Annotated in this window: 16 protein-coding genes; 10 read left to right on the forward strand and 6 right to left on the reverse strand. The window is 63.9% G+C overall.

Features of this window, described 5'->3' with window-relative positions:
- Positions 1–3: 3 nt before the first annotated feature.
- Entirely contained in the window at positions 4–1596 is a 1593-nt protein-coding gene (gene crtI, locus ASU23_RS32270; RefSeq protein ID WP_058039457.1) for a phytoene desaturase family protein, read from the reverse strand.
- A 2-nt stretch (positions 1597–1598) separates the two neighbouring features.
- Positions 1599–2738 carry a polyprenyl synthetase family protein gene (locus ASU23_RS32275; protein ID WP_080726734.1) on the reverse strand — a complete coding sequence of 380 codons (1140 nt, stop codon included), beginning with the start codon at positions 2736–2738 and terminating at the stop codon, positions 1599–1601.
- Between the two features lie 170 nt (positions 2739–2908).
- Here ASU23_RS32275 and ASU23_RS32280 point away from each other — a divergent pair, with 170 nt between their 5' ends.
- Positions 2909–3898, forward strand: coding sequence for a methylenetetrahydrofolate reductase (locus ASU23_RS32280; protein ID WP_003941803.1), 990 nt, complete (start codon positions 2909–2911; stop codon positions 3896–3898).
- A gap of 47 nt (positions 3899–3945) precedes the next feature.
- Here ASU23_RS32280 and ASU23_RS32285 read toward each other — a convergent pair whose 3' ends face one another.
- The 3 genes from ASU23_RS32285 to ASU23_RS32295 form a co-directional block, all read right to left on the reverse strand.
- Complete coding sequence (locus tag ASU23_RS32285; protein ID WP_063892119.1) at positions 3946–4740, reverse strand: hypothetical protein; 795 nt, start codon at positions 4738–4740, stop codon at positions 3946–3948.
- A gap of 70 nt (positions 4741–4810) precedes the next feature.
- The gene (locus tag ASU23_RS32290) at positions 4811–6409 is read right to left on the reverse strand and encodes an NAD(P)/FAD-dependent oxidoreductase (RefSeq protein ID WP_058039458.1); all 1599 of its coding nucleotides are present in this window, start codon (positions 6407–6409) and stop codon (positions 4811–4813) included.
- Complete coding sequence (locus tag ASU23_RS32295) at positions 6406–7011, reverse strand: N-acetyltransferase (protein ID WP_042452829.1); 606 nt, start codon at positions 7009–7011, stop codon at positions 6406–6408. The genes ASU23_RS32290 and ASU23_RS32295 overlap by 4 nt, the downstream gene beginning before the upstream one ends.
- 245 nt (positions 7012–7256) lie before the next feature.
- Here ASU23_RS32295 and ASU23_RS33660 point away from each other — a divergent pair, with 245 nt between their 5' ends.
- Both ASU23_RS33660 and ASU23_RS32305 read left to right on the forward strand, forming a co-directional pair.
- The gene (locus ASU23_RS33660; protein ID WP_253741567.1) at positions 7257–7712 is read left to right on the forward strand and encodes an SAV_6107 family HEPN domain-containing protein; all 456 of its coding nucleotides are present in this window, start codon (positions 7257–7259) and stop codon (positions 7710–7712) included.
- 237 nt (positions 7713–7949) lie between these two features.
- Positions 7950–8396, forward strand: a complete 447-nt coding sequence (locus ASU23_RS32305) for a DUF3040 domain-containing protein (RefSeq protein WP_003941660.1) — start codon at positions 7950–7952, stop codon at positions 8394–8396.
- Here the strand turns inward: ASU23_RS32305 and ASU23_RS34555 are convergent.
- Positions 8393–8587, reverse strand: a complete 195-nt coding sequence (locus tag ASU23_RS34555; RefSeq protein WP_058039513.1) for a hypothetical protein — start codon at positions 8585–8587, stop codon at positions 8393–8395. The two genes, ASU23_RS32305 and ASU23_RS34555, sit on opposite strands and share 4 nt — an antisense overlap.
- A 403-nt stretch (positions 8588–8990) precedes the next feature.
- On the opposite strand from ASU23_RS34555, the gene mraZ reads away from it, so the two are divergent.
- The 7 genes from mraZ to mraY all read left to right on the forward strand — a co-directional run bounded on the left by mraZ (position 8991) and on the right by mraY (position 17600).
- Positions 8991–9422, forward strand: coding sequence for a division/cell wall cluster transcriptional repressor MraZ (mraZ, locus tag ASU23_RS32315; protein WP_003941779.1), 432 nt, complete (start codon positions 8991–8993; stop codon positions 9420–9422).
- Positions 9423–9612: 190 nt separating this feature from the next.
- Positions 9613–10626 carry a 16S rRNA (cytosine(1402)-N(4))-methyltransferase RsmH gene (gene rsmH / locus ASU23_RS32320; protein ID WP_007730079.1) on the forward strand — a complete coding sequence of 338 codons (1014 nt, stop codon included), beginning with the start codon at positions 9613–9615 and terminating at the stop codon, positions 10624–10626.
- The gene (locus tag ASU23_RS32325; RefSeq protein WP_003941715.1) at positions 10623–11267 is read left to right on the forward strand and encodes a hypothetical protein; all 645 of its coding nucleotides are present in this window, start codon (positions 10623–10625) and stop codon (positions 11265–11267) included. Before rsmH ends, ASU23_RS32325 begins: the two co-directional genes overlap by 4 nt.
- Positions 11264–13138: a penicillin-binding protein 2 gene (locus tag ASU23_RS32330; RefSeq protein WP_003941764.1), complete on the forward strand. Its 1875-nt coding sequence runs from the start codon at positions 11264–11266 to the stop codon at positions 13136–13138. Before ASU23_RS32325 ends, ASU23_RS32330 begins: the two co-directional genes overlap by 4 nt.
- 183 nt (positions 13139–13321) lie before the next feature.
- The gene (locus ASU23_RS32335) at positions 13322–14956 is read left to right on the forward strand and encodes a UDP-N-acetylmuramoyl-L-alanyl-D-glutamate--2,6-diaminopimelate ligase (protein WP_058039514.1); all 1635 of its coding nucleotides are present in this window, start codon (positions 13322–13324) and stop codon (positions 14954–14956) included.
- The gene (murF, locus tag ASU23_RS32340) at positions 14953–16521 is read left to right on the forward strand and encodes a UDP-N-acetylmuramoyl-tripeptide--D-alanyl-D-alanine ligase (protein WP_050655309.1); all 1569 of its coding nucleotides are present in this window, start codon (positions 14953–14955) and stop codon (positions 16519–16521) included. The genes ASU23_RS32335 and murF overlap by 4 nt, the downstream gene beginning before the upstream one ends.
- Positions 16518–17600 carry a phospho-N-acetylmuramoyl-pentapeptide-transferase gene (gene mraY / locus ASU23_RS32345; RefSeq protein ID WP_003941699.1) on the forward strand — a complete coding sequence of 361 codons (1083 nt, stop codon included), beginning with the start codon at positions 16518–16520 and terminating at the stop codon, positions 17598–17600. The genes murF and mraY overlap by 4 nt, the downstream gene beginning before the upstream one ends.
- Positions 17601–17605 lie beyond the last annotated feature (5 nt).

Below are 17605 nucleotides of genomic sequence, written 5' to 3' on the forward strand. Positions count from 1 at the left end.
AGTTTAGTTGCTCGCACGAGTGCCCACCGCGCTGGCTCGCTCGCGTGTACCGGTAATACGTTCGGCGGCGAGCCGTCCGGACAGCAGAACGGTCGGTACTCCCACCCCCGGAACGGTTCCCGATCCGGCGAGAACGACGTTGTCGAAGCCGCGGGCGAGGTTCTTGCGTCGGAACGGCCCCGTCTGGGTGAAGGTGTGTGCCGCTGCGAACGGGCTACCCGCGGCCATGCCCTTCTCGAGCCAGGTCTGCGGGGTGTCGACGTGATCGATCTCGAACCCTTCGACCAGTCCCGTGTAGCCACGTTCTTGCAGCGTGAGGATGATTTCGCGCACGTAGGGCGGGCCGAGAGTCGACCAGTCGAGACTTGCACTGTCCAGATTCGGACACGGCGCGAGGACTGACAGCGGTTCACGGATTCGGCCGTCTCGCGAGAAGGCCAGGCTCGGATCGGTCTGTGCCGGTCGGGTGACGAGCAGTGACGGATCACTCATCAGTCGCCCGCGGCCGCGGCGTGCCGTGATCTCGGCGAAGGTACGCTTCCACGCCTCGCCGAAGTCGATCATGTGGTGTCGCTGCGCGGGCCATTCGTCGGCGACCGCGGAGGAAACAGTGCCGTGAATCACGACAGCGGACGGCGATGTACGCACCGGGCGCGGACGCAATCGCGTATGTGGGCGCAAGAGCGAGTCCGTGACGGCCATGTCGGGAGTGAGGACGGCGGCGTCACAGTCGAAGCGCTCGCCGTCGCGTGTGTGAACGGTGTGCACGCGCCGTCCGCTCACCTCGAGGCGTTCGACAGTGCGGCCGAGATGCAGAATTCCGCCGGCCTCGGTGAAGGCGTCGGCCATCGACTCGGCGATCGTGCGCATCCCGCCCTCGGGGAAGTAGACGCCGAGTGAGGTGTCCATGTGAGCGATCGCCCCGTACACCGCGAGGGCCCGAGACGGAGCAACGCCCGCATACAGCGCTTGGAAGGTGAAGATCCGCCGGAGGCGAGGGTCGCGGATCTTGCGATCCACCTGCCCGCCCAGTTTCCCGAATCCTCCCAGTGCGACGAGCCGGCTCAGATCTTTGACTGCGTCACGCGAATTGACCAGTCCGAGGGGAGAATCGAAGTCGGCGTCCATGAAGCGGTCGAATTCCGCGTCGAAGATCCGGTTCAGCCATCGCCGCAACGCACGGTATCGCTGCGCTTCTTCCGGCCCGCAGACACGGGAGACTTCGGCAGCCATGTCTTCTGGGTCGGCGTGGACATCGAGAGCGGTGCCGTCTGCGAATCGCGCGTGGTACGTCGGATCGAGCTTGTGCACAACGAATTTGGGGTTTGTCGAGGCTGGGTCGGCGCCGACGGCCGCAAGGGCGTCTTCGACGAGTTCGGGCATCGTGAGCACCGTTGCGCCGTTGTCGATGCTGTAGTCATTGCCCTGGTAGACACCGACTCGCCCACCGACCGAGCTGTTGCTCTCGAGAATCGTGACGTCGCGGCCGGCGCCACGCATATACAACCCCGCAGACAGTCCGGCAAGTCCCGCGCCGACGATCACGACTCGATCGGTCGGCGAGCTGACGGTTCGAGTGCGGTGCACGTGTGCCACGGTCAGTAGCTTCGCTTCGTGGCCGCGATCGCCATGTCGGTCAGGCGAGCCTTGGACTCTGCCGTTGCCGTGCTCGAGTCGAGGGCGTTCGCAGCTGCCTCGACGAGGGTGTCGATCTGCGTTTCGACGTCGGTGACGGCGCCCAGATCGGTGATCACCTGGCGCAGAGTGTCGACCTCGGTGTCGGTCAGCTGCGTGCCGATTCCGTTGCGGAGCAGTTCTGCTGCCGCCGGATCTGCGGCGTCGGCGCGGGCAAGCGCCATCGCGAACAGGACAGTTCGCTTACCGGCGATGAGATCGTCGCCCGACGGTTTGCCCGTGACGGACGGATCTCCGAAGACACCGAGCAGGTCGTCGCGAAGTTGGAAGGCGATACCGATGTCCGTGCCGAAGGTCCGGTAGGCGTCGACCAACTCGGCGTCCGCACCGAACAGCGCGGCGCCGAGGTGCAGTGGGCGTTCGATCGTGTACGCGGCGGTCTTGTAGCGGTTGACCCGCATGGCTGCCTCGACGGTCTCGTCGCCTCGGGCTTCATTGCTGATGTCGAGGAATTGGCCACCGAGCACCTCGGTGCGCATTGCCGACCAGACCGGGCTCACTCGTGCGGCCGCCTCGGGGCTGATCCCGGATTCTCGGATCATGTCGTCCGCCCAGGCCAAGGCCAGGTCGCCGAGAAGAATGGCGACGGCCTCGCCGAAGTGCGCGGAATCGCCGCTCCACTCCTCGTCTCGGTGCTGGTCCTCGAATTCGACATGAACGGTCGGGAAGCCGCGCCTGGTCGTGGATGCGTCGATGATGTCGTCGTGGACGAGCGCGCAGGCCTGCACCAGTTCGAGGGCGGCGCACGCACGAATCACCGCGTCTGCGCCCTTACCGTTCGGGTCGCCTCCGGCGCCGAGCCATCCCGTCCAGGCGAACGACGGTCGGACGCGCTTTCCTCCGCGCAGGACGAAGGCCTCGAGGGTGCTGACGGCCTCCTCGTATCCACCGCCTATGTTCGAGACGAGTTCGCGGCGTGAAGCGAAGAAGTCGCGGAGCGCTGCTTCGAACAGACCTGGCAGTTCGAGTGAGGTCGGATGCGGTGCGGTGTTGGTCGAACTCTGTCCAACGCGCGCGGTTCCTGCGGACAGGGTGGCCTCCAAGATCGGTATGTTCTCGCGCCGGATGGTTACACGGAAGCGAGCTTGGGGCCCAGCTTAGTAGGGGTTGGAATCAACGGCGGGTCGGGCCGTGAACTGCGCGATCCTGACATTCGGGATACGCAGTACTGGGCGATGAGCTTGTTTGCAGCTGGAAAACATATGCTTGACCGGTGACATTCGATCCAGTCAGGGGCCGCTCCAGCGAGGGGTGGGCCACCCGAACACCGTCGATCGTCGATCGGATCGCTTCCTCGACAGGTAGCCGTATTCCGTTCTCGGTCGAGTTTTCGCCGCCGCGTGACGCGGACGCCGAAGCGCGCCTGTGGCGTGCGGTGCGTACCTTCGAGCGGCTCGGACCGGCGTTCGTCTCGATGACCTACGGCGCAGGTGGCTCGACGCGCGATCGTACGGTGCGTGTCACCGGCGAACTTGCCGAAGAGACGACCCTGCTGCCGGTTGCTCACCTGACTGCTGTCTCACACAGCACCGAAGAGCTTCGCGCCATGGTCGGTGCCTACGCCGATCGTGGGATCAGCAACATCCTCGTATTGCGCGGCGATCCGCCCGGCGATCCGCTCGGCGAATGGAAGAAGCATCCCGAAGGCGTCGAGTACGCCGAGGAACTCGTACGGATGGTCCGTGACCTGGGCGACTTCCACGTCGGCGTCGCGTCGTTCCCCGAGGGGCACTATCGCGCTCCGGACTTGGCGTACGACACGAAGTACCTGGTGTCGAAGTTGCGTGCCGGCGCCGAGTACTCGATCACACAGATGTTCTTCGACGTGGAGGACTACCTGCGTCTTCGTGACCGGGTGAGTGCGTACGACGCAGAACAGGGCGCCAAGCCGATCATCCCGGAGATCATGCCGGTGACGTCGCTACGCTCGGTGCGGCGCATGCTCGAGCTCTCGGGCTCGTCATTGCCCCCCGCTCTCGAGCGTCGATTCGACGCCGCGGCCGGAAGCGGTCCGGACGAGAACCGTGCAGCGGTCCGCGAACTCGGCATCGATCTGGCCACCGAGATGGGTGAGCGGTTGATCGCTGAAGGCGCTCCGTGCCTGCACTTCATCACTTTGAACTTTGCGCGCGCCACCAGTGAGGTCCTCGAGCGACTCGGTCTCACCCCCGACACCTCTGTCGGGACAGCACAAGCCGTCTGATCCCGTTGCCCCGCTCGACACCAATCGAGGGGGGCAATCGCCAGGCGCTACTTCGTGGTGTTTTTCGGATTCCTGTTGTCAGCTTGCTTGCTGGCAGGTGATTTCGTGACAGGCGTCTTCATGACCGGTGCTTTCGCGGCCGGCGCGCGCTTGATCGGTGCTCGATTGCGCGCCATCCAGGCCATTGCACCGACGACAATCGCGACACCGAGCGCCAGCCCGGCCATGATTCCTGCCCACCCGGCGAAGCTTCGGGTGCTTGGGTCCGCGTAGTTGACCTCGGCGCGCATCGTGGACACCTCGCCGGCGGGCAAGGTCCACGACACCCGGGAATCGCCGTCTCGTGTTCCGTTGGTCGTGCCGACCCGTGCCGGGAAGGCGATGCTGACCTGGACGTCGGCGCCCTGAGTTGGAACCGTCTTCAGGTCTGCCTTGCCGTCGAGCGTGACGGTGTCCCCGGATCGCTTGAGGGTGATCTGGAACGACCCGGACCCCTCGGCGTACATGGAGCCCAGTTGGGCGACGTCACCGAAGGACAAGTCGCTGAAGAACGCCTGGCTGCCGACGTACCCGTCCTTCTTGTACTCCTGAACCCGTATCTTGTCCTCGAGCGACGAAGGTGGGGTCAGCTGCGGACCCTTGTCCGCCTCGTTCGCCGGAATAGCGGCAGCTACCACCTGTCCGGTCACACGATCGTTCGCGGACACTCCCATCGACACCTGCACGCGGATGCACCCGGCAAGCAAGGGAACAAGCATGAGGGCGAGCGCGGCAACCGTCAGGAAACGTTTCCGACTGGTCGGCTTGGCGGCGGGATCGGTGGACTGTTGCACAGTGGTCATCGTGCCAGCCGTGGCGTAGCCAGTCATCGAGGCGGGGGCGTGTCGGCGGGTGAAGTTCGGCGGGTGACCTTCACGACCTGCTCGAACGACGCATCCAACGACGAGTCGCGCCCTGGCGGCTGTCCGACAGTGCGATTCGAGCCGCACTGCGACCGCTGGCTCCGGACACACCGCCACCGGGATGAGTCGATGCTCCGGTCAGATACAACCCGTCTGCTCCCGGAACGCGATGGCCGGACAGTTCCGGAAGCGGTCGCCACAACATCATCTGATCGAGTGACATCTCGACGTGCATGACATTTCCGCCGATCATCCCCAATTCCGACTCGATGTCCCGGGGAGTCTGAATGAATCGGTCGAGGACGGAATCGGCGAACCCGGGTGCGAAAGCCTCCATCTCGCCGACGATCCGGTCGGCCTCCGCCTCGGCGACCGATGCCCAATCGCGATGTCCGCTGAGGCGATACGGCTGCCACTGCGACCACAGTGTCACCTGATGCCGCCCGGCCGGGGCGATCGTGGGATCGATTCCGCTGAAACTCATTCCGAGAACCGCAGGGCGAGGAGGAAGTTCCCCCGCCAGTGCTGCGCCGTGTGCCGTGCGCAAGTGTGCGCGATCGGAGACGAGTAATTGCAATCCCGAGGTACTTTCCCGTGTCGTGGCGTCGCCGCGGTACGACGGAAGCGCGGATGTCGCCAGTCGAAGTACCGCGCCGATGCCGGGGCCGACCCTGATTTTCCGCCGCCAGTGATCGAGCGTGGTTCGGTCGAAGCCCCCTCGGCCCAGGAGGTCGAGCGTGGTCAGGATGTGGCACCCGGCGATTACCTTGCGAGCGTGAACTTCTCGACCGCTCTCGGTTGTGGCGGTCCAGTGACTCGAGTTTCGACGGATCGACGTCACGCCGTCACCGAGCGCGACCGTGGCGCCGTCGACAGCCATCCGGGAGGCCAACGCAGCACTCAGTGCGCCGCTTCCACCGACTGCTCGCCCTGGCGGCAAGATGTGCATGAGGGCCGCGAAGCCGACCATCGGAGCGGTTCCCGGTTCCGACATCGCAGGCCCGGACTGGGCGCCGAACCACGCAAGCGCTGCTTTGAGTGCCTCACTGTCGAAATACTCGTCGAGCAGTGCGTCGCCAGGCGCGAGGAACTGCCGAGACAGTTCGCTGTTGCCGCGTGCGGTGGCGAGACCTCCGAACGCACCGATCAGGTTCGATCCACTGGGCGGTGCGGAAAACGCTTTCATGACATGTCGACTGCGCTCCGACCAGACCGCGACGAATCGCCGGTAGGAGTCGGCGTCCTTTGTCCCGCATGCTCGTTCGATGGACCAGCAGGTTGCGTCGAGGTCGCGGTGAAACACGATGCCCGGCCCGTCGGTGCCCGGGGCGGGCGGCGCGAACGCCCACGGGTCACAGTCGATGTAGCGCAGTCCGTGCGCGCCGAGTCCGAGTTCCTCGATGATGCCGCTGTGTCGGATCATGAGGTGTGCCGACGACCCCCGGTCCACCTTGTATCCGGGAAATCGCTCGACGGTCGAGACTGCGCCGCCGAGAACCGTGTCCTTCTCCAGAACCTCGACCGACCAACCCTCGCGTGCGAGGTAGGCGGCCGATACGAGCGCGTTGTGTCCGGAGCCGACGACGACGGCGTCGAGAAGCGCGCTCACAGCGGGAGTCCACGGCCGAGGACTGCGAACGGCCGGTTGTCGCCGGCAAAACGAAATCTGCGGAGCACGTCACAAAAGCCGAGGCGACGGTACAGCCGCCAGGCTCGGTTGTCCTCGTCGTACACCTCGGGTGTCGACAACAGAACACTGCGTTCGGGTCGATCGACGAGGAGGTGACGCAAGAGCGATTCGCCCAACCGGTGACCTTGTCCGTTCGGATGCACGTGGAGTTCGGTGAGTTCGAAGTAGTCGCTCAGAATCGCGTCGATCTCGCTCTGGGGACGACCCGAGCGCCGAAGCCCGTGCAGTACCTGTTGATGCCACCACTGGTCCGGGCTCCCGCGATACCCGTAAGCGATCCCCACCAGCGGCAGATTTTCGTGTGACGGTTGCTGAGGAACCGCCAAAGCGCCGACTGCCTTCCAGCCAGGCCGGTTCGCGTGCTCCTGCCACATCGGTGCGCGATGGAACTCGGTTCCTCGCGGATAGTCCATCGCGGTGACGTACACGGCCAGTGCCTCGTGGAGTCGACTCGCGAATTCTGCGCGATCGAGGTCGACCGTATGTGGTGTCCAGGCGATCTGCGGGTCGACCGGTCTCACCTCTTCTCTTGACGGCGTGTCGGTGGGTGCAGTTATATTGAATAGGTCGAACAGATGTTCGATGTGGGTGATCCGGAGATGCCCGAAGGGAAGCGGGCATCTCCGGCCCACCTGGTCTTGGATCCTCACGGTGCAGGAGGTGCCCCGATGTCCGAGCGTGTGAAGCCTGAACGTGTGAAGTGCCAACGAACTCTTCCTGCCGAGTTGTCGAGTCCGTCGGATGCCGCAATTTCTCTCGATTGCCGATGTCGGCGAGGCGGTCCTTCGGCGCGACGGACGCCAGCCACCGCACTGCTCGAGTGGGAAAGTCCGGTGTGGCGTGGGGGCTGCTCCGGAAGGCGGATGCGCTTCTCGAGGAAGCGATTGGGGCGGGCGATCCTGCCGACCGGTTCCGGTGTGCCTACCTGGCGGCCCTACGTGGTGCCGGGGCAGTGTTGGCCGCAGCTCCTGCCGGTGCCGGCTCGAAGCGCAAGCGAAGTGGAAACGCGTGGGTTCTGATGGACGCCGCAGCGCCCGCGTTCGGAGCGTGGTCGAAATTCTTCGCAGGGTGGTCCGCTACGCGTGCGGCCGTGGAAACCGGCGTGTCGATCGTGATCACGGACTCCGATTCCGACGCATTCTTCGCCGAGGTCGGCCGTTTTCTCACGGCGGTCGAAGATTTCATCGGTCAGGACGCGTCCGAGCATTTGCGAGCGTCGTGAACAAATGGTCCGTGTCGGCAGTTGTTTCCGGGGAATTTCCTGGTCCGCACAGGCAAATGGAGCCGAATCGGGGCCCTTCGGCACGAATACGTACGCTTGTGGCGGAACTCGTACCCGGAGTTGGTGGTCCGAGACCTAAACTGCTCGTATTATGAAAACAGGTAATCGTCCAACTTGATTACCCGCCGCCTCACACCGTGGGGTGGTTGCCAAACTTCCAGTGCCGGGGGAGGTACCGTGCCACTCTCCGAGCACGAGCAGCGCATGCTCGATCAGATCGAGAGCGCTCTCTATGCCGAAGACCCCAAGTTCGCCTCCAATGTGAGGGGCGGCCGTATGCGGGCGCCGTCGAGTAGACGGCGGTTCCAAGCAGCGGCTCTATTCGTGCTGGGTCTGGTCCTGCTGATCGCGGGGGTTGCACTCCCGCTCAAGCCGGGCGGTTTTCCGATCATCAGCCTGTTCGGTTTCTTGTTCATGTTCGGCGCAGGGGTGTTGTTCCTCTGGGGTGGTGGACGTAAGTCTGCGCCGGCCGCCGACTCCGCTTCCGAAGGTGGCAATCATCCCTCCGGTCCGCCGGGTAGGGGTAGTGCCGGCGGATCCGGGCGGGGACGCGGCCGGAAGTCCGGCGGCGGATTCTCGTCGCGGATGGAAGATCGATTCAAACGCAGGTTCGAGCAGGACTAGCTCTCCCGCCCTTCTTCGGGCGTACTTCGAGAGTGATGCAGTTCGGACGTGACGCCCTCTTCAGGGCACGGACGATCACACGTGTGGCGGTCGGCAACCAAGGTTGCCGACCGCCACACGCCGTTGCTGTGGGTGTTGTACGTGTGCGCCGGCAATCCATCGAGTGAATCAGTGACGTGCGAGCGAATCACTCGCCACTCCTGCTGCCTCAGGGCATGCCCGCGGGCTTCCTCCACTTCGCTCCACTCGGCCCTCCACTTTCCTCCACCCTGGTCGAACTGCAACGCACGACCAGACCTCGTCCCGCTCACGTCTATTCGAAAACCGCGCTTGTACTGCGATTTTGTGTGGGGGAGCAACAGATCGTGGCGTAAAGGGTCGATCTGACGGCGGTGTGGGCCGGGACACGGTTACAAATTTCCCCCACGTCTCCCCACCTGCGCTGACCTGCTATTTATCAGCAAATGATGCTGAATAGGGACCATGTGCTCCTTGTTTGTGGGGGAAAGTGGGGTACTGTGGGTTCGGGCGGAGAGCTGAAGCACGATCCGCTCGATAGGGAGGGTTTCAGCGCAAGCTCGCAGGAGGTGTCGAGTGTTCCTCGGTACCTTCACGCCGAAGCTCGACGACAAAGGTCGGCTCACGTTGCCGGCAAAGTTCCGAGACGAACTGGCAGGAGGATTGATGATCACCAAGAGTCAGGATCACAGCCTCGCCATCTACCCCCGGGACGAGTTCGTCAAGCTTGCTCGAAAGGCAGCGGCAGCTCCACGCAATGATCCGGCAGCTCGGGCGTATGTCCGTGCCCTGGCCGCCGGCACAGATGAACAGCACGCCGATGCCCAGGGGCGAATCACCCTCTCGGCTGATCATCGGCGTTACGCAAACCTGTCCAAGGAATGCGTAGTGACCGGCTCCGTCGATTACCTCGAGATCTGGGATCTAGCAGCCTGGGAGAGGTATCTCGGAGACAACGAAGAGGACTATTCGCAGGCAACAGGCGAATCTCTCAGCGAAATCGTCTAGGCGAAGAGCCCCCGGCGAATGCCGCGAGGCCTCTGCCCGGAAAGACCCTGACGCACTTCCCCAGCGCCAGGTTCTCCTTCGGGCAGGGACCTCGAAGCATTCGCCTTCTCGAACAGTCATCGCCTTCTCGGAAAGTCAGCACCTTTTCGAAAAGTCATCGGAAATCATGAAAGTAGGAGCCGGAGCAATCATGGTGGATCACGAGGTGAACGAACCCTCGGATGCCGATGGCTTCGCGCACGTCCCTGTACTTCTGCACCGCGCCGACGATCTTCTCGGCCCTGCCATCACCGCCGTCGGTGACGGTGGAGCGGGCGCATACATGATCGATGCGACGTTGGGGCTCGGTGGCCACTCCGAATTCTTCCTGGGCAAGTACCCGGGCCTTCACCTCATCGGTCTCGATCGCGACACCAACGCACTCCGGATCGCTTCCGAGCGTCTGGCGCCATTCGCGGACCGAACGACGTTCGTGCACACCACGTATGACGGGATCGAGGACGCGCTCGAACAGGCAGGTCTACCGTCGACGGAGTCGGTTCACGCGATCCTTTTCGATCTGGGTGTGTCGTCGATGCAGTTGGACGAAGCCGACCGAGGTTTTGCGTACTCGATCGACGCCCCTCTCGACATGCGGATGGATCAGACGGTCGGGCTGACCGCGGCAGAGGTCCTGAACACCTACAGTCACGGCGACCTTGCTCGCATTCTGAGCACGTACGGCGAAGAACGGTTCGCGGGAAAGATTGCGTCCGAGATCCTTCGGCAGCGTGAGCGTGAACCCTTCACCACCAGTGCAGCTCTGGTCGAATTGCTGTACCGAACAATCCCGGCAGCCACGCGGCGTACGGGGGGACACCCGGCCAAGCGCACCTTCCAAGCGCTGCGGATCGAAGTCAATGCCGAGTTGGATTCGCTTCGTGCAGCCGTTCCTGCCGGGCTCGACGCACTGGCAGTCGGTGGGCGAGTGGTGTTCATGTCCTACCAGTCGCTCGAGGATCGAGTTGTGAAGGCGGAGTTGGTTCCCCGCTCGAAGTCCACCAGTCCTGAAGGACTACCGGTCGAGTTGCCGGGTATGGGACCGGAGTTCCGCATTCTCACCCGTGGCGCAGAACGTGCGTCAGAGCAGGAAATCGAAGAGAACCCACGATCAGCTCCGGTGCGTTTGCGTGCCGCAGAACGCATTTCCAGGAGGCGGGCATGAGTCGTCAGGGCAAATCCGGTGCAGCGCAACGTGCATACGACAAGCGCACCGCACGGGCGGCAGGCCGGACCGGAACTGTCGCTGCTGCCGGCCCGTCTATCTCTCCTCGGGCGATGCTCAAGGGGAGAGTGCCGTTCGTGGCCTCCGTCATCGGACTTCTGTCCATCGGTCTCGCGGTGACTCTGCTGCTGACCACTCGCGCTGCCGAGGATTCGTACCAACTCAGTGATGCACGTGCATACAACCAGTCTTTGGTCGAGCAGAAAGCAGCGCTCGAACGTGACTTCCAGTCGCGTAACTCGGCTCCGGAGTTGGCAAATCAGGCAAGCGCTCTCGGCATGGTCCCCGCCAAGGACCCTGCACGACTGGTAGTTCATCCGGACGGTTCGGTCGAGGTCGTCGGAACGCCGACTCCCGCGACTGCCGGAGCTATGCCGCCGCTCGATGCGCCCACATCGGTGCCCGCACCGACTGCGACACCCCCGCGCACCACAACGCCGGTTGCTCCCGGAGCCACGCCGAGCGTTCCGAATAACACGCGAAACCTCGCGCAGAGTGAACAATTGGTTCCTGTGATCCCCACGACGACAGCACCCGCCACCACGACGGCGGTGCCTGCTCCGCCTGAGGAACGTCGGTGAGTCAGAACTCCCGTAACAACCCCGGTCGGCGTCCGCGCCGCTCGGCCACCGCCTCATTTCCGTTTCGTCAGCGAGTCGGTCGTATCACCATGTGTGGTGCGCTCGCCGTTGCGGCATTGCAGCTCTTGTGGATTCAGGGAATCGACGCGCCGAGTCTGGCTGCGGAATCTGCCAATCAACGAACCACGACGCAGGTCGATCCGGCTGTACGTGGCTCGATAACCGATCGCAACGGAAACCCCCTCGCCTTCACCATGGAAGCCAAGGCGCTGACTTTCCAGCCGGTGCGGGTACGCAAGGAACTCGAGGAAGCGCGCGCCAAGAGCATCGAGCAGGGCGCCGAGGGTGACAAGCAGGCGCCGGAAGTGAGCGATCGCCTCGCCGAGATCGCCGCCGGAATCCACGCCAAGCTCGGCGATACCGTTCCGGAAAAAGATCTGCTTCAGAAGATGAACAGCAACGAGACTTTCACGTACCTCGCGCGCAGCGTGGATCCGGCGGTTGCTGCCGAGATCTCGGACAAGTTCCGGGAGGTCGGCCTCGAGCGTCAGGACATCCGCGAGTACCCCGGTGGCTCTCTGGCCGCGAATCTCGTCGGCGCGACCGGCTGGGACGGGCACGGTTTGCTCGGTCTCGAAGATTCGATGGACTCCACGCTCGCCGGAACCGATGGATCCGAAACGTACGACCGCGGTTCCGACGGCGCTGTGATCCCCGGCAGCTGGCGTGACAAGCAACCGGCAGTCAACGGTTCGGGTGTCGAGCTGACCATCGATTCGGACCTCCAGTTCTACGTTCAGCAGCAGGTCCAGATCGCCAAGGACAAGTCGGGCGCAAAGAACGCTTCGGTTGTGGTCATGGACTCCAAGACGGGACAGGTGTTGGCCATGTCCAACGACAGCACCTTCAACCCCGCAATCGGCATCGACAAGAACGCGCCGACAGCCGAAATGGGCAATCCGTCGGTCAGTACGCCGTTCGAGCCCGGATCGGTGAACAAGATCGTCACCGCAGCAGCGGCCATCGAGGACGGTAAGACAACTCCGGACGAAGTTCTGCAGGTCCCGGGCAGCATCACGATGTCCGGTGCCACAGTCAAGGACGCGTGGGATCACGGTGTGGCCCCGTACACCTCTACCGGTGTATTCGGAAAGTCCTCGAACGTCGGCACCTTGATGCTCGCTCAGCGAGTGGGCGAGGATCGCTACGCAGACATGCTGAACAGGTTCGGCCTCGGACAACGCACCGACGTCGGACTTCCCGGCGAGAGCGCGGGCAGCGTTCCAAGTCGCGACCAGTGGTCCGGCGGAACCTTCGCGAACCTGCCGATCGGGCAGGGTCTCTCGATGACAACCCTGCAGATGACCGGGATGTACCAGGCCATTGCCAACGACGGCGTGCGAATTCCTCCGCGGATCGTGAAGTCGACTGTCGACTCTTCCGGCACGCGGACCGAGACGCCGCAGCCCGAGGGCGTCGAGGTGGTCAGCGCCCAGACAGCGGCGACCGTTCGGGACATGTTCCGGTCGGTCACTCAGGAAGACACCGGCAACCAACGAGGAACCGGTGTTGCCGCGGGCGTCGAGGGATACCAGGTCAGTGGAAAGACCGGGACCGCGCAGCAGGTGGATCCCGCGTGCAAGTGCTACTCCAACTCCAACTACTGGATCACCTTCGCGGGAATCGCGCCTGCGGACAATCCTCGATTCGTGATCGGAATCATGCTCGACGCACCGGTTCGCGGCGTGGACGGCGGCGGCGGTCAGTCGGCGGCACCGTTGTTCCACAACATCGCGTCGTGGATGCTCCAGCGTGACAGTGTCCCGATGTCGCCGGACCCCGGTCGCAAGTTGGTGTTGCAGGCGGACTGATTGCGGTGTGTCGGTTTCGACACGGTCTTCGGGTGAATCCCGGACACGGTAATCTCAAACGTCGCAGTAACCTCATTCATCGCAGTGCGCCGAACTTTGCTTGCGTTGCGACCGCCATAGACAACGACCGCCATAGACAACGACCGCGATAGAACAACGACAATTGCCAGGAGTCGAGTGACAGTGCCGAATCGTTTGCAATCGTCGAACTCGGACGGCGCTCCCGGGACGCGTCCGACACAACCGGTTGCTACCGCGATCACGGCGCTCTCCGAACTGTCCGGGGCTCGCCTCGAATGGGTGGGGCAACCGGGATCACAGTCCTCGGAGGTCGTCGTCAAGGGCGTCGACCTGCGTGCGCAGGGAATCGTGACCGATGACCTCTTCGCCGCTCTGCCCGGTGCACGGACCCATGGCGCTCAGTTCGCCGTCGACGCTCTGGGGCGCGGTGCGACCGCGATCTTGACCGACGAGGCCGGCCTCGAACTGATCGAGGCCGCGGACAAGGCGCCTGACCGGTCCGTCCCAGTTCTCGTTCATCCGAACCCGCGGGATGTGCTCGGTGAGATCTCCGCGGAAATCTACGGCCGGCCCTCGGAGAAGATGCAGGTCGTCGGGATTACCGGTACATCGGGCAAGACCACGACGTCGTACTTGCTCGAAGCTGCGATTGCCGGAGCCGGCCGCAAGCCCGGCCTGGTCGGGACCATCGAGACTCGAATCGACGGCCGCCGGGTGCCCAGCGCTCTGACCACGCCGGAAGCTCCGCAACTGCATGCTCTGTTCGCCGTGATGGCAGAGCAGGGGATCGATACCGTCGTCATGGAGGTCTCCAGTCACGCTCTTGCTCTCGGACGCGTCGACGGCATCCGCTTCGACATCGGCGCGTTCACCAATCTTTCGCAGGACCACCTGGATTTCCATCGGGACTTCGAGGAGTACTTCCAGGCCAAGGCTCGGTTGTTCGATCCTGAGTCGACGGTGCGAGCCGAGCATGCCGTCGTCTGCGTCGACGACGTGTGGGGTCGACGGATGGCCGAGTTGGCCGCGACCGACGAGAGCGACGCGGTGACCACGGTCTCGACCTCGACGGCCGAGGCCGAGTGGACGGTCGGCGCAGTCGAGGTTGCCGAGGACGGCTCGCAGACCTTCGAGTTGGTCGGGCCGGATGGACAGTCGTGGCCAGTCTCACTTCGTCTCCCCGGGCGATACAACGTGGCCAACGCTGCGCTGGCGTTGACCGTCAGTTTTGCTGCGGGACTCGACCCGGACGCGGCTGTTCGAGCGCTCGGGACCGTGGACGTCCCGGGGCGAGTTCAGCGGATCGACCGGGGGCAGAGCTTTCTCGCCGTGGTCGACTACGCCCACAAGCCGGCAGCGCTCGAAGCCGTGATCGCCACGCTGCGCAACCAGGTTCCCGGCCGAGTGGCCGTGGTGGTCGGTGCGGGCGGTGACCGCGACGCCGGCAAACGGGCACTCATGGGTGAAGCGGGTGCGCGAGGCGCAGACCTGCTGATCGTCACCGACGACAACCCACGCACCGAGGATCCGGCGAAGATTCGCGCTTCGGTGATGCAAGGCGCCATGGACGTGCTCGAATCCGAACGCGGCGAGGTTCGCGAAGTGGGGGACCGGGCCGCCGCGATCGAGCAAGCAGTCCGGTGGGCACAGCCAGGAGATGTCGTCCTGGTGGCAGGCAAAGGCCACGAAGTAGGTCAAGAAATCGACGGGGTCAAACACCCGTTCGACGACCGCGAGGTGTTGGGCGAAATGATCGGCCGATTCGCGATCAACACAGCACATGGAGGCAAGCAATGATCCCGATGACGCTCTCTCGGATCGCCGAGATCGTCGGAGGAACCCTGCACGACGTCGACGATTCGTCGACGCAGGTGACTGGAACCGTCGAATTCGATTCGCGCAAAGTAGCTCCAGGTGGGCTCTTCCTCGCCCTACCCGGAGCGCGTGTCGACGGTCATGATCACGCGGAAGCGGCGGTGGCAGCGGGCGCTGTGGCGGTGCTCGCGGCGCGGCCGGTCGGAGTTCCGGCAATCGTCGTTCCATCGGTGCCGAACGACGGTCCCAGTGCAGTGATGCTGCTCGAACACGACACCGACGGGTCCGGAGCCGCGGTCCTGCATGCCCTCGGCCTTCTGGCCCGAGCCGTCGTCGACGAACTGGCAACTAACGGCGCACCGACCGATGGTGGACTGACGCTTGTCGGAGTCACCGGTTCTGCCGGCAAGACCTCGACCAAGGATCTGATAGCAGCGCTGCTGCGCGAGTGCGGCGAGGTGGTTGCGCCCCCCGGGTCGTTCAACAACGAATTAGGTCTGCCGTGGACAGTGCTCCGCGCCGACGAGAGGACCCGCTTCCTCGTTCTCGAGATGTCGGCCCGTGGGGTCGGTCATGTCGGCGAACTGACGAAGATCGCGCCGCCGAAGATCGGCGTAGTTCTCAATGTGGGCACTGCCCATCTCGGTGAGTTCGGTTCGCGTGAAGCGATCGCGGTCGCCAAAGGTGAACTGGTGGAAGCACTCCCGTCGGCAGCCGACGGTGGAGTTGCGGTCCTCAACGCCGACGACCGCATGGTCGCCGCAATGGCGAGTCGAACCAAGGCCCGGATCGTATTCGTCGGTCAGTCCGAAGACTGCGACGTTCGGGCGACCGACGTGGTTGTCGACGACCAGGCCAGGGCTTCCTTCACACTGAACTGTTCACAGGGTTCTGCACGTATTCGCCTGGCCGTTCACGGCGAACACCACGTGAGCAACGCCCTGGCCGCGGCGGCCGTCGCACTCGAGAACGGCCTCGCGGTTGCAGACATCGCGCGTGTCCTCGAGGGCACGAAGGCAGCGTCCGCGAGGCGGATGGAAGTCACCGAGCGCGCCGACGGCGTCACCGTCGTCAACGACAGTTACAACGCCAATCCCGATTCCATGCGCGCTGCGCTCAAAGCGTTGGTGTCCATGGCGCGATCGGATCGGCACTTCGGTCGCCGTAGCTGGGCTGTGCTCGGAGAGATGGGTGAGCTCGGACCGGAATCAGTTGTCGAGCACGACGCGATCGGTCGCCTGGCCGTCAGACTCGATGTCAGCAAGTTGATCGTCGTCGGGACGGGCCGCACCTCGCGTGCGATGCATCAAGGAGCAGTGATGGAGGGGTCGTGGGGTGACGAGTCCGTCGTCGTGCCCGACGCAGCTGCGGCAATCGCCATTCTCGAAGCGGAACTCGAACCGGGCGATCTCGTCCTGGTGAAGGCGTCCAAGTCGGTGGAACTGTGGACGGTCGCCGAAGCGATACTGGCTGCAACGCCCAACACCGACAGCGAGAACACCGACAGCGAGAACACCGATGGCGAGAACGGCGGGGATTCGCAGTGATCCAGATTCTTCTCGCCGCAGGCATCGCGCTGGCGGTCTCCATCATGCTCACGCCGATCCTGATCAAGGCGTTCTCGAAACAAGGTTTCGGGCAGGAGATCCGAACCGAAGGTCCAGCCAGTCACCAGGCCAAGCGCGGCACTCCCACGATGGGCGGCGTCGCGATCCTGACCGGAATCTGGGCCGGCTATCTCGGCTCACACCTCATCGGTCTCGGCATGGACAACGCGGAGGGACCGTCGGCGTCCGGCCTACTCGTTCTCGGTCTGACCACCGCGCTCGGTGGAGTCGGTTTCCTCGACGACTTCATCAAGATCCGCAAGCAGCGCAATCTGGGACTGAACAAGACAGCGAAGCTGGTCGGCCAGTTCGTCGCTGCCATTGCCTTCGGAATCCTGGCCCTTCAGTTCCGCGGTGACGACGGGCTGACTCCGGGCAGTGTTCATCTGTCGTACGTCCGCGACATCGCCACCGTCTCACTCGGTTCCGTGGTCTTCATCGCCTTCTGCTACCTACTGGTCAGCGCCTGGTCCAATGCCGTCAACCTGACCGACGGCCTCGACGGATTGGCCGCCGGAGCGATGAGTTTCGTTCTCGGCGCCTACGTCATCATCACGTTCTGGCAGTTCCGCTACTCGTGCGAGACGAATCCCGGTAAGGGTTGCTACGACGTCCGAGACCCGCTCGATCTCGCGGTGCTCTGCGCGGCCGGCGCCGGCGCGTGCATCGGTTTCCTCTGGTGGAATGCCGCACCCGCCAAGATCTTCATGGGCGACACCGGTTCTCTTGCCCTCGGCGGCATGCTCGCCGGATTGTCGATCACCACCAGCACGGAACTGTTGATGGTGGTCATCGGTGCACTGTTCGTCGCGGAGGCCGCGTCGGTGGTGATCCAGGTAGCGGTGTTCCGGTCCAGCCGACGGCGGGTCTTCCGAATGGCGCCGTTCCATCACCACTTCGAACTTGCCGGGTGGGCTGAAACCACGGTGATCATCAGATTCTGGTTGTTGGCAGCTATTGCGTCGGCTATCGGATTGGCACTCTTCTACAGCGAATACCTCGCAGCGCTCGGAGGCTGAAAACC

Source organism: Rhodococcus sp. KB6 (assembly GCF_001445685.1).
In the GTDB taxonomy this organism is placed as follows: Bacteria; Actinomycetota; Actinomycetes; order Mycobacteriales; family Mycobacteriaceae; genus Rhodococcus_F; species Rhodococcus_F qingshengii.

Bases quoted from the DNA above. Each gene is read 5' to 3' on its own strand.
- ASU23_RS32285 (WP_063892119.1), bottom strand. From the start codon at position 4,740: ATGACCACTGTGCAACAGTCCACCGATCCCGCCGCCAAGCCGACCAGT.
- ASU23_RS33660 (WP_253741567.1), top strand. From the start codon at position 7,257: ATGTCGGCGAGGCGGTCCTTCGGCGCGACGGACGCCAGCCACCGCACT.
- rsmH (WP_007730079.1), top strand. From the start codon at position 9,613: ATGGTGGATCACGAGGTGAACGAACCCTCGGATGCCGATGGCTTCGCG.
- ASU23_RS32325 (WP_003941715.1), top strand. From the start codon at position 10,623: ATGAGTCGTCAGGGCAAATCCGGTGCAGCGCAACGTGCATACGACAAG.
- murF (WP_050655309.1), top strand. From the start codon at position 14,953: ATGATCCCGATGACGCTCTCTCGGATCGCCGAGATCGTCGGAGGAACC.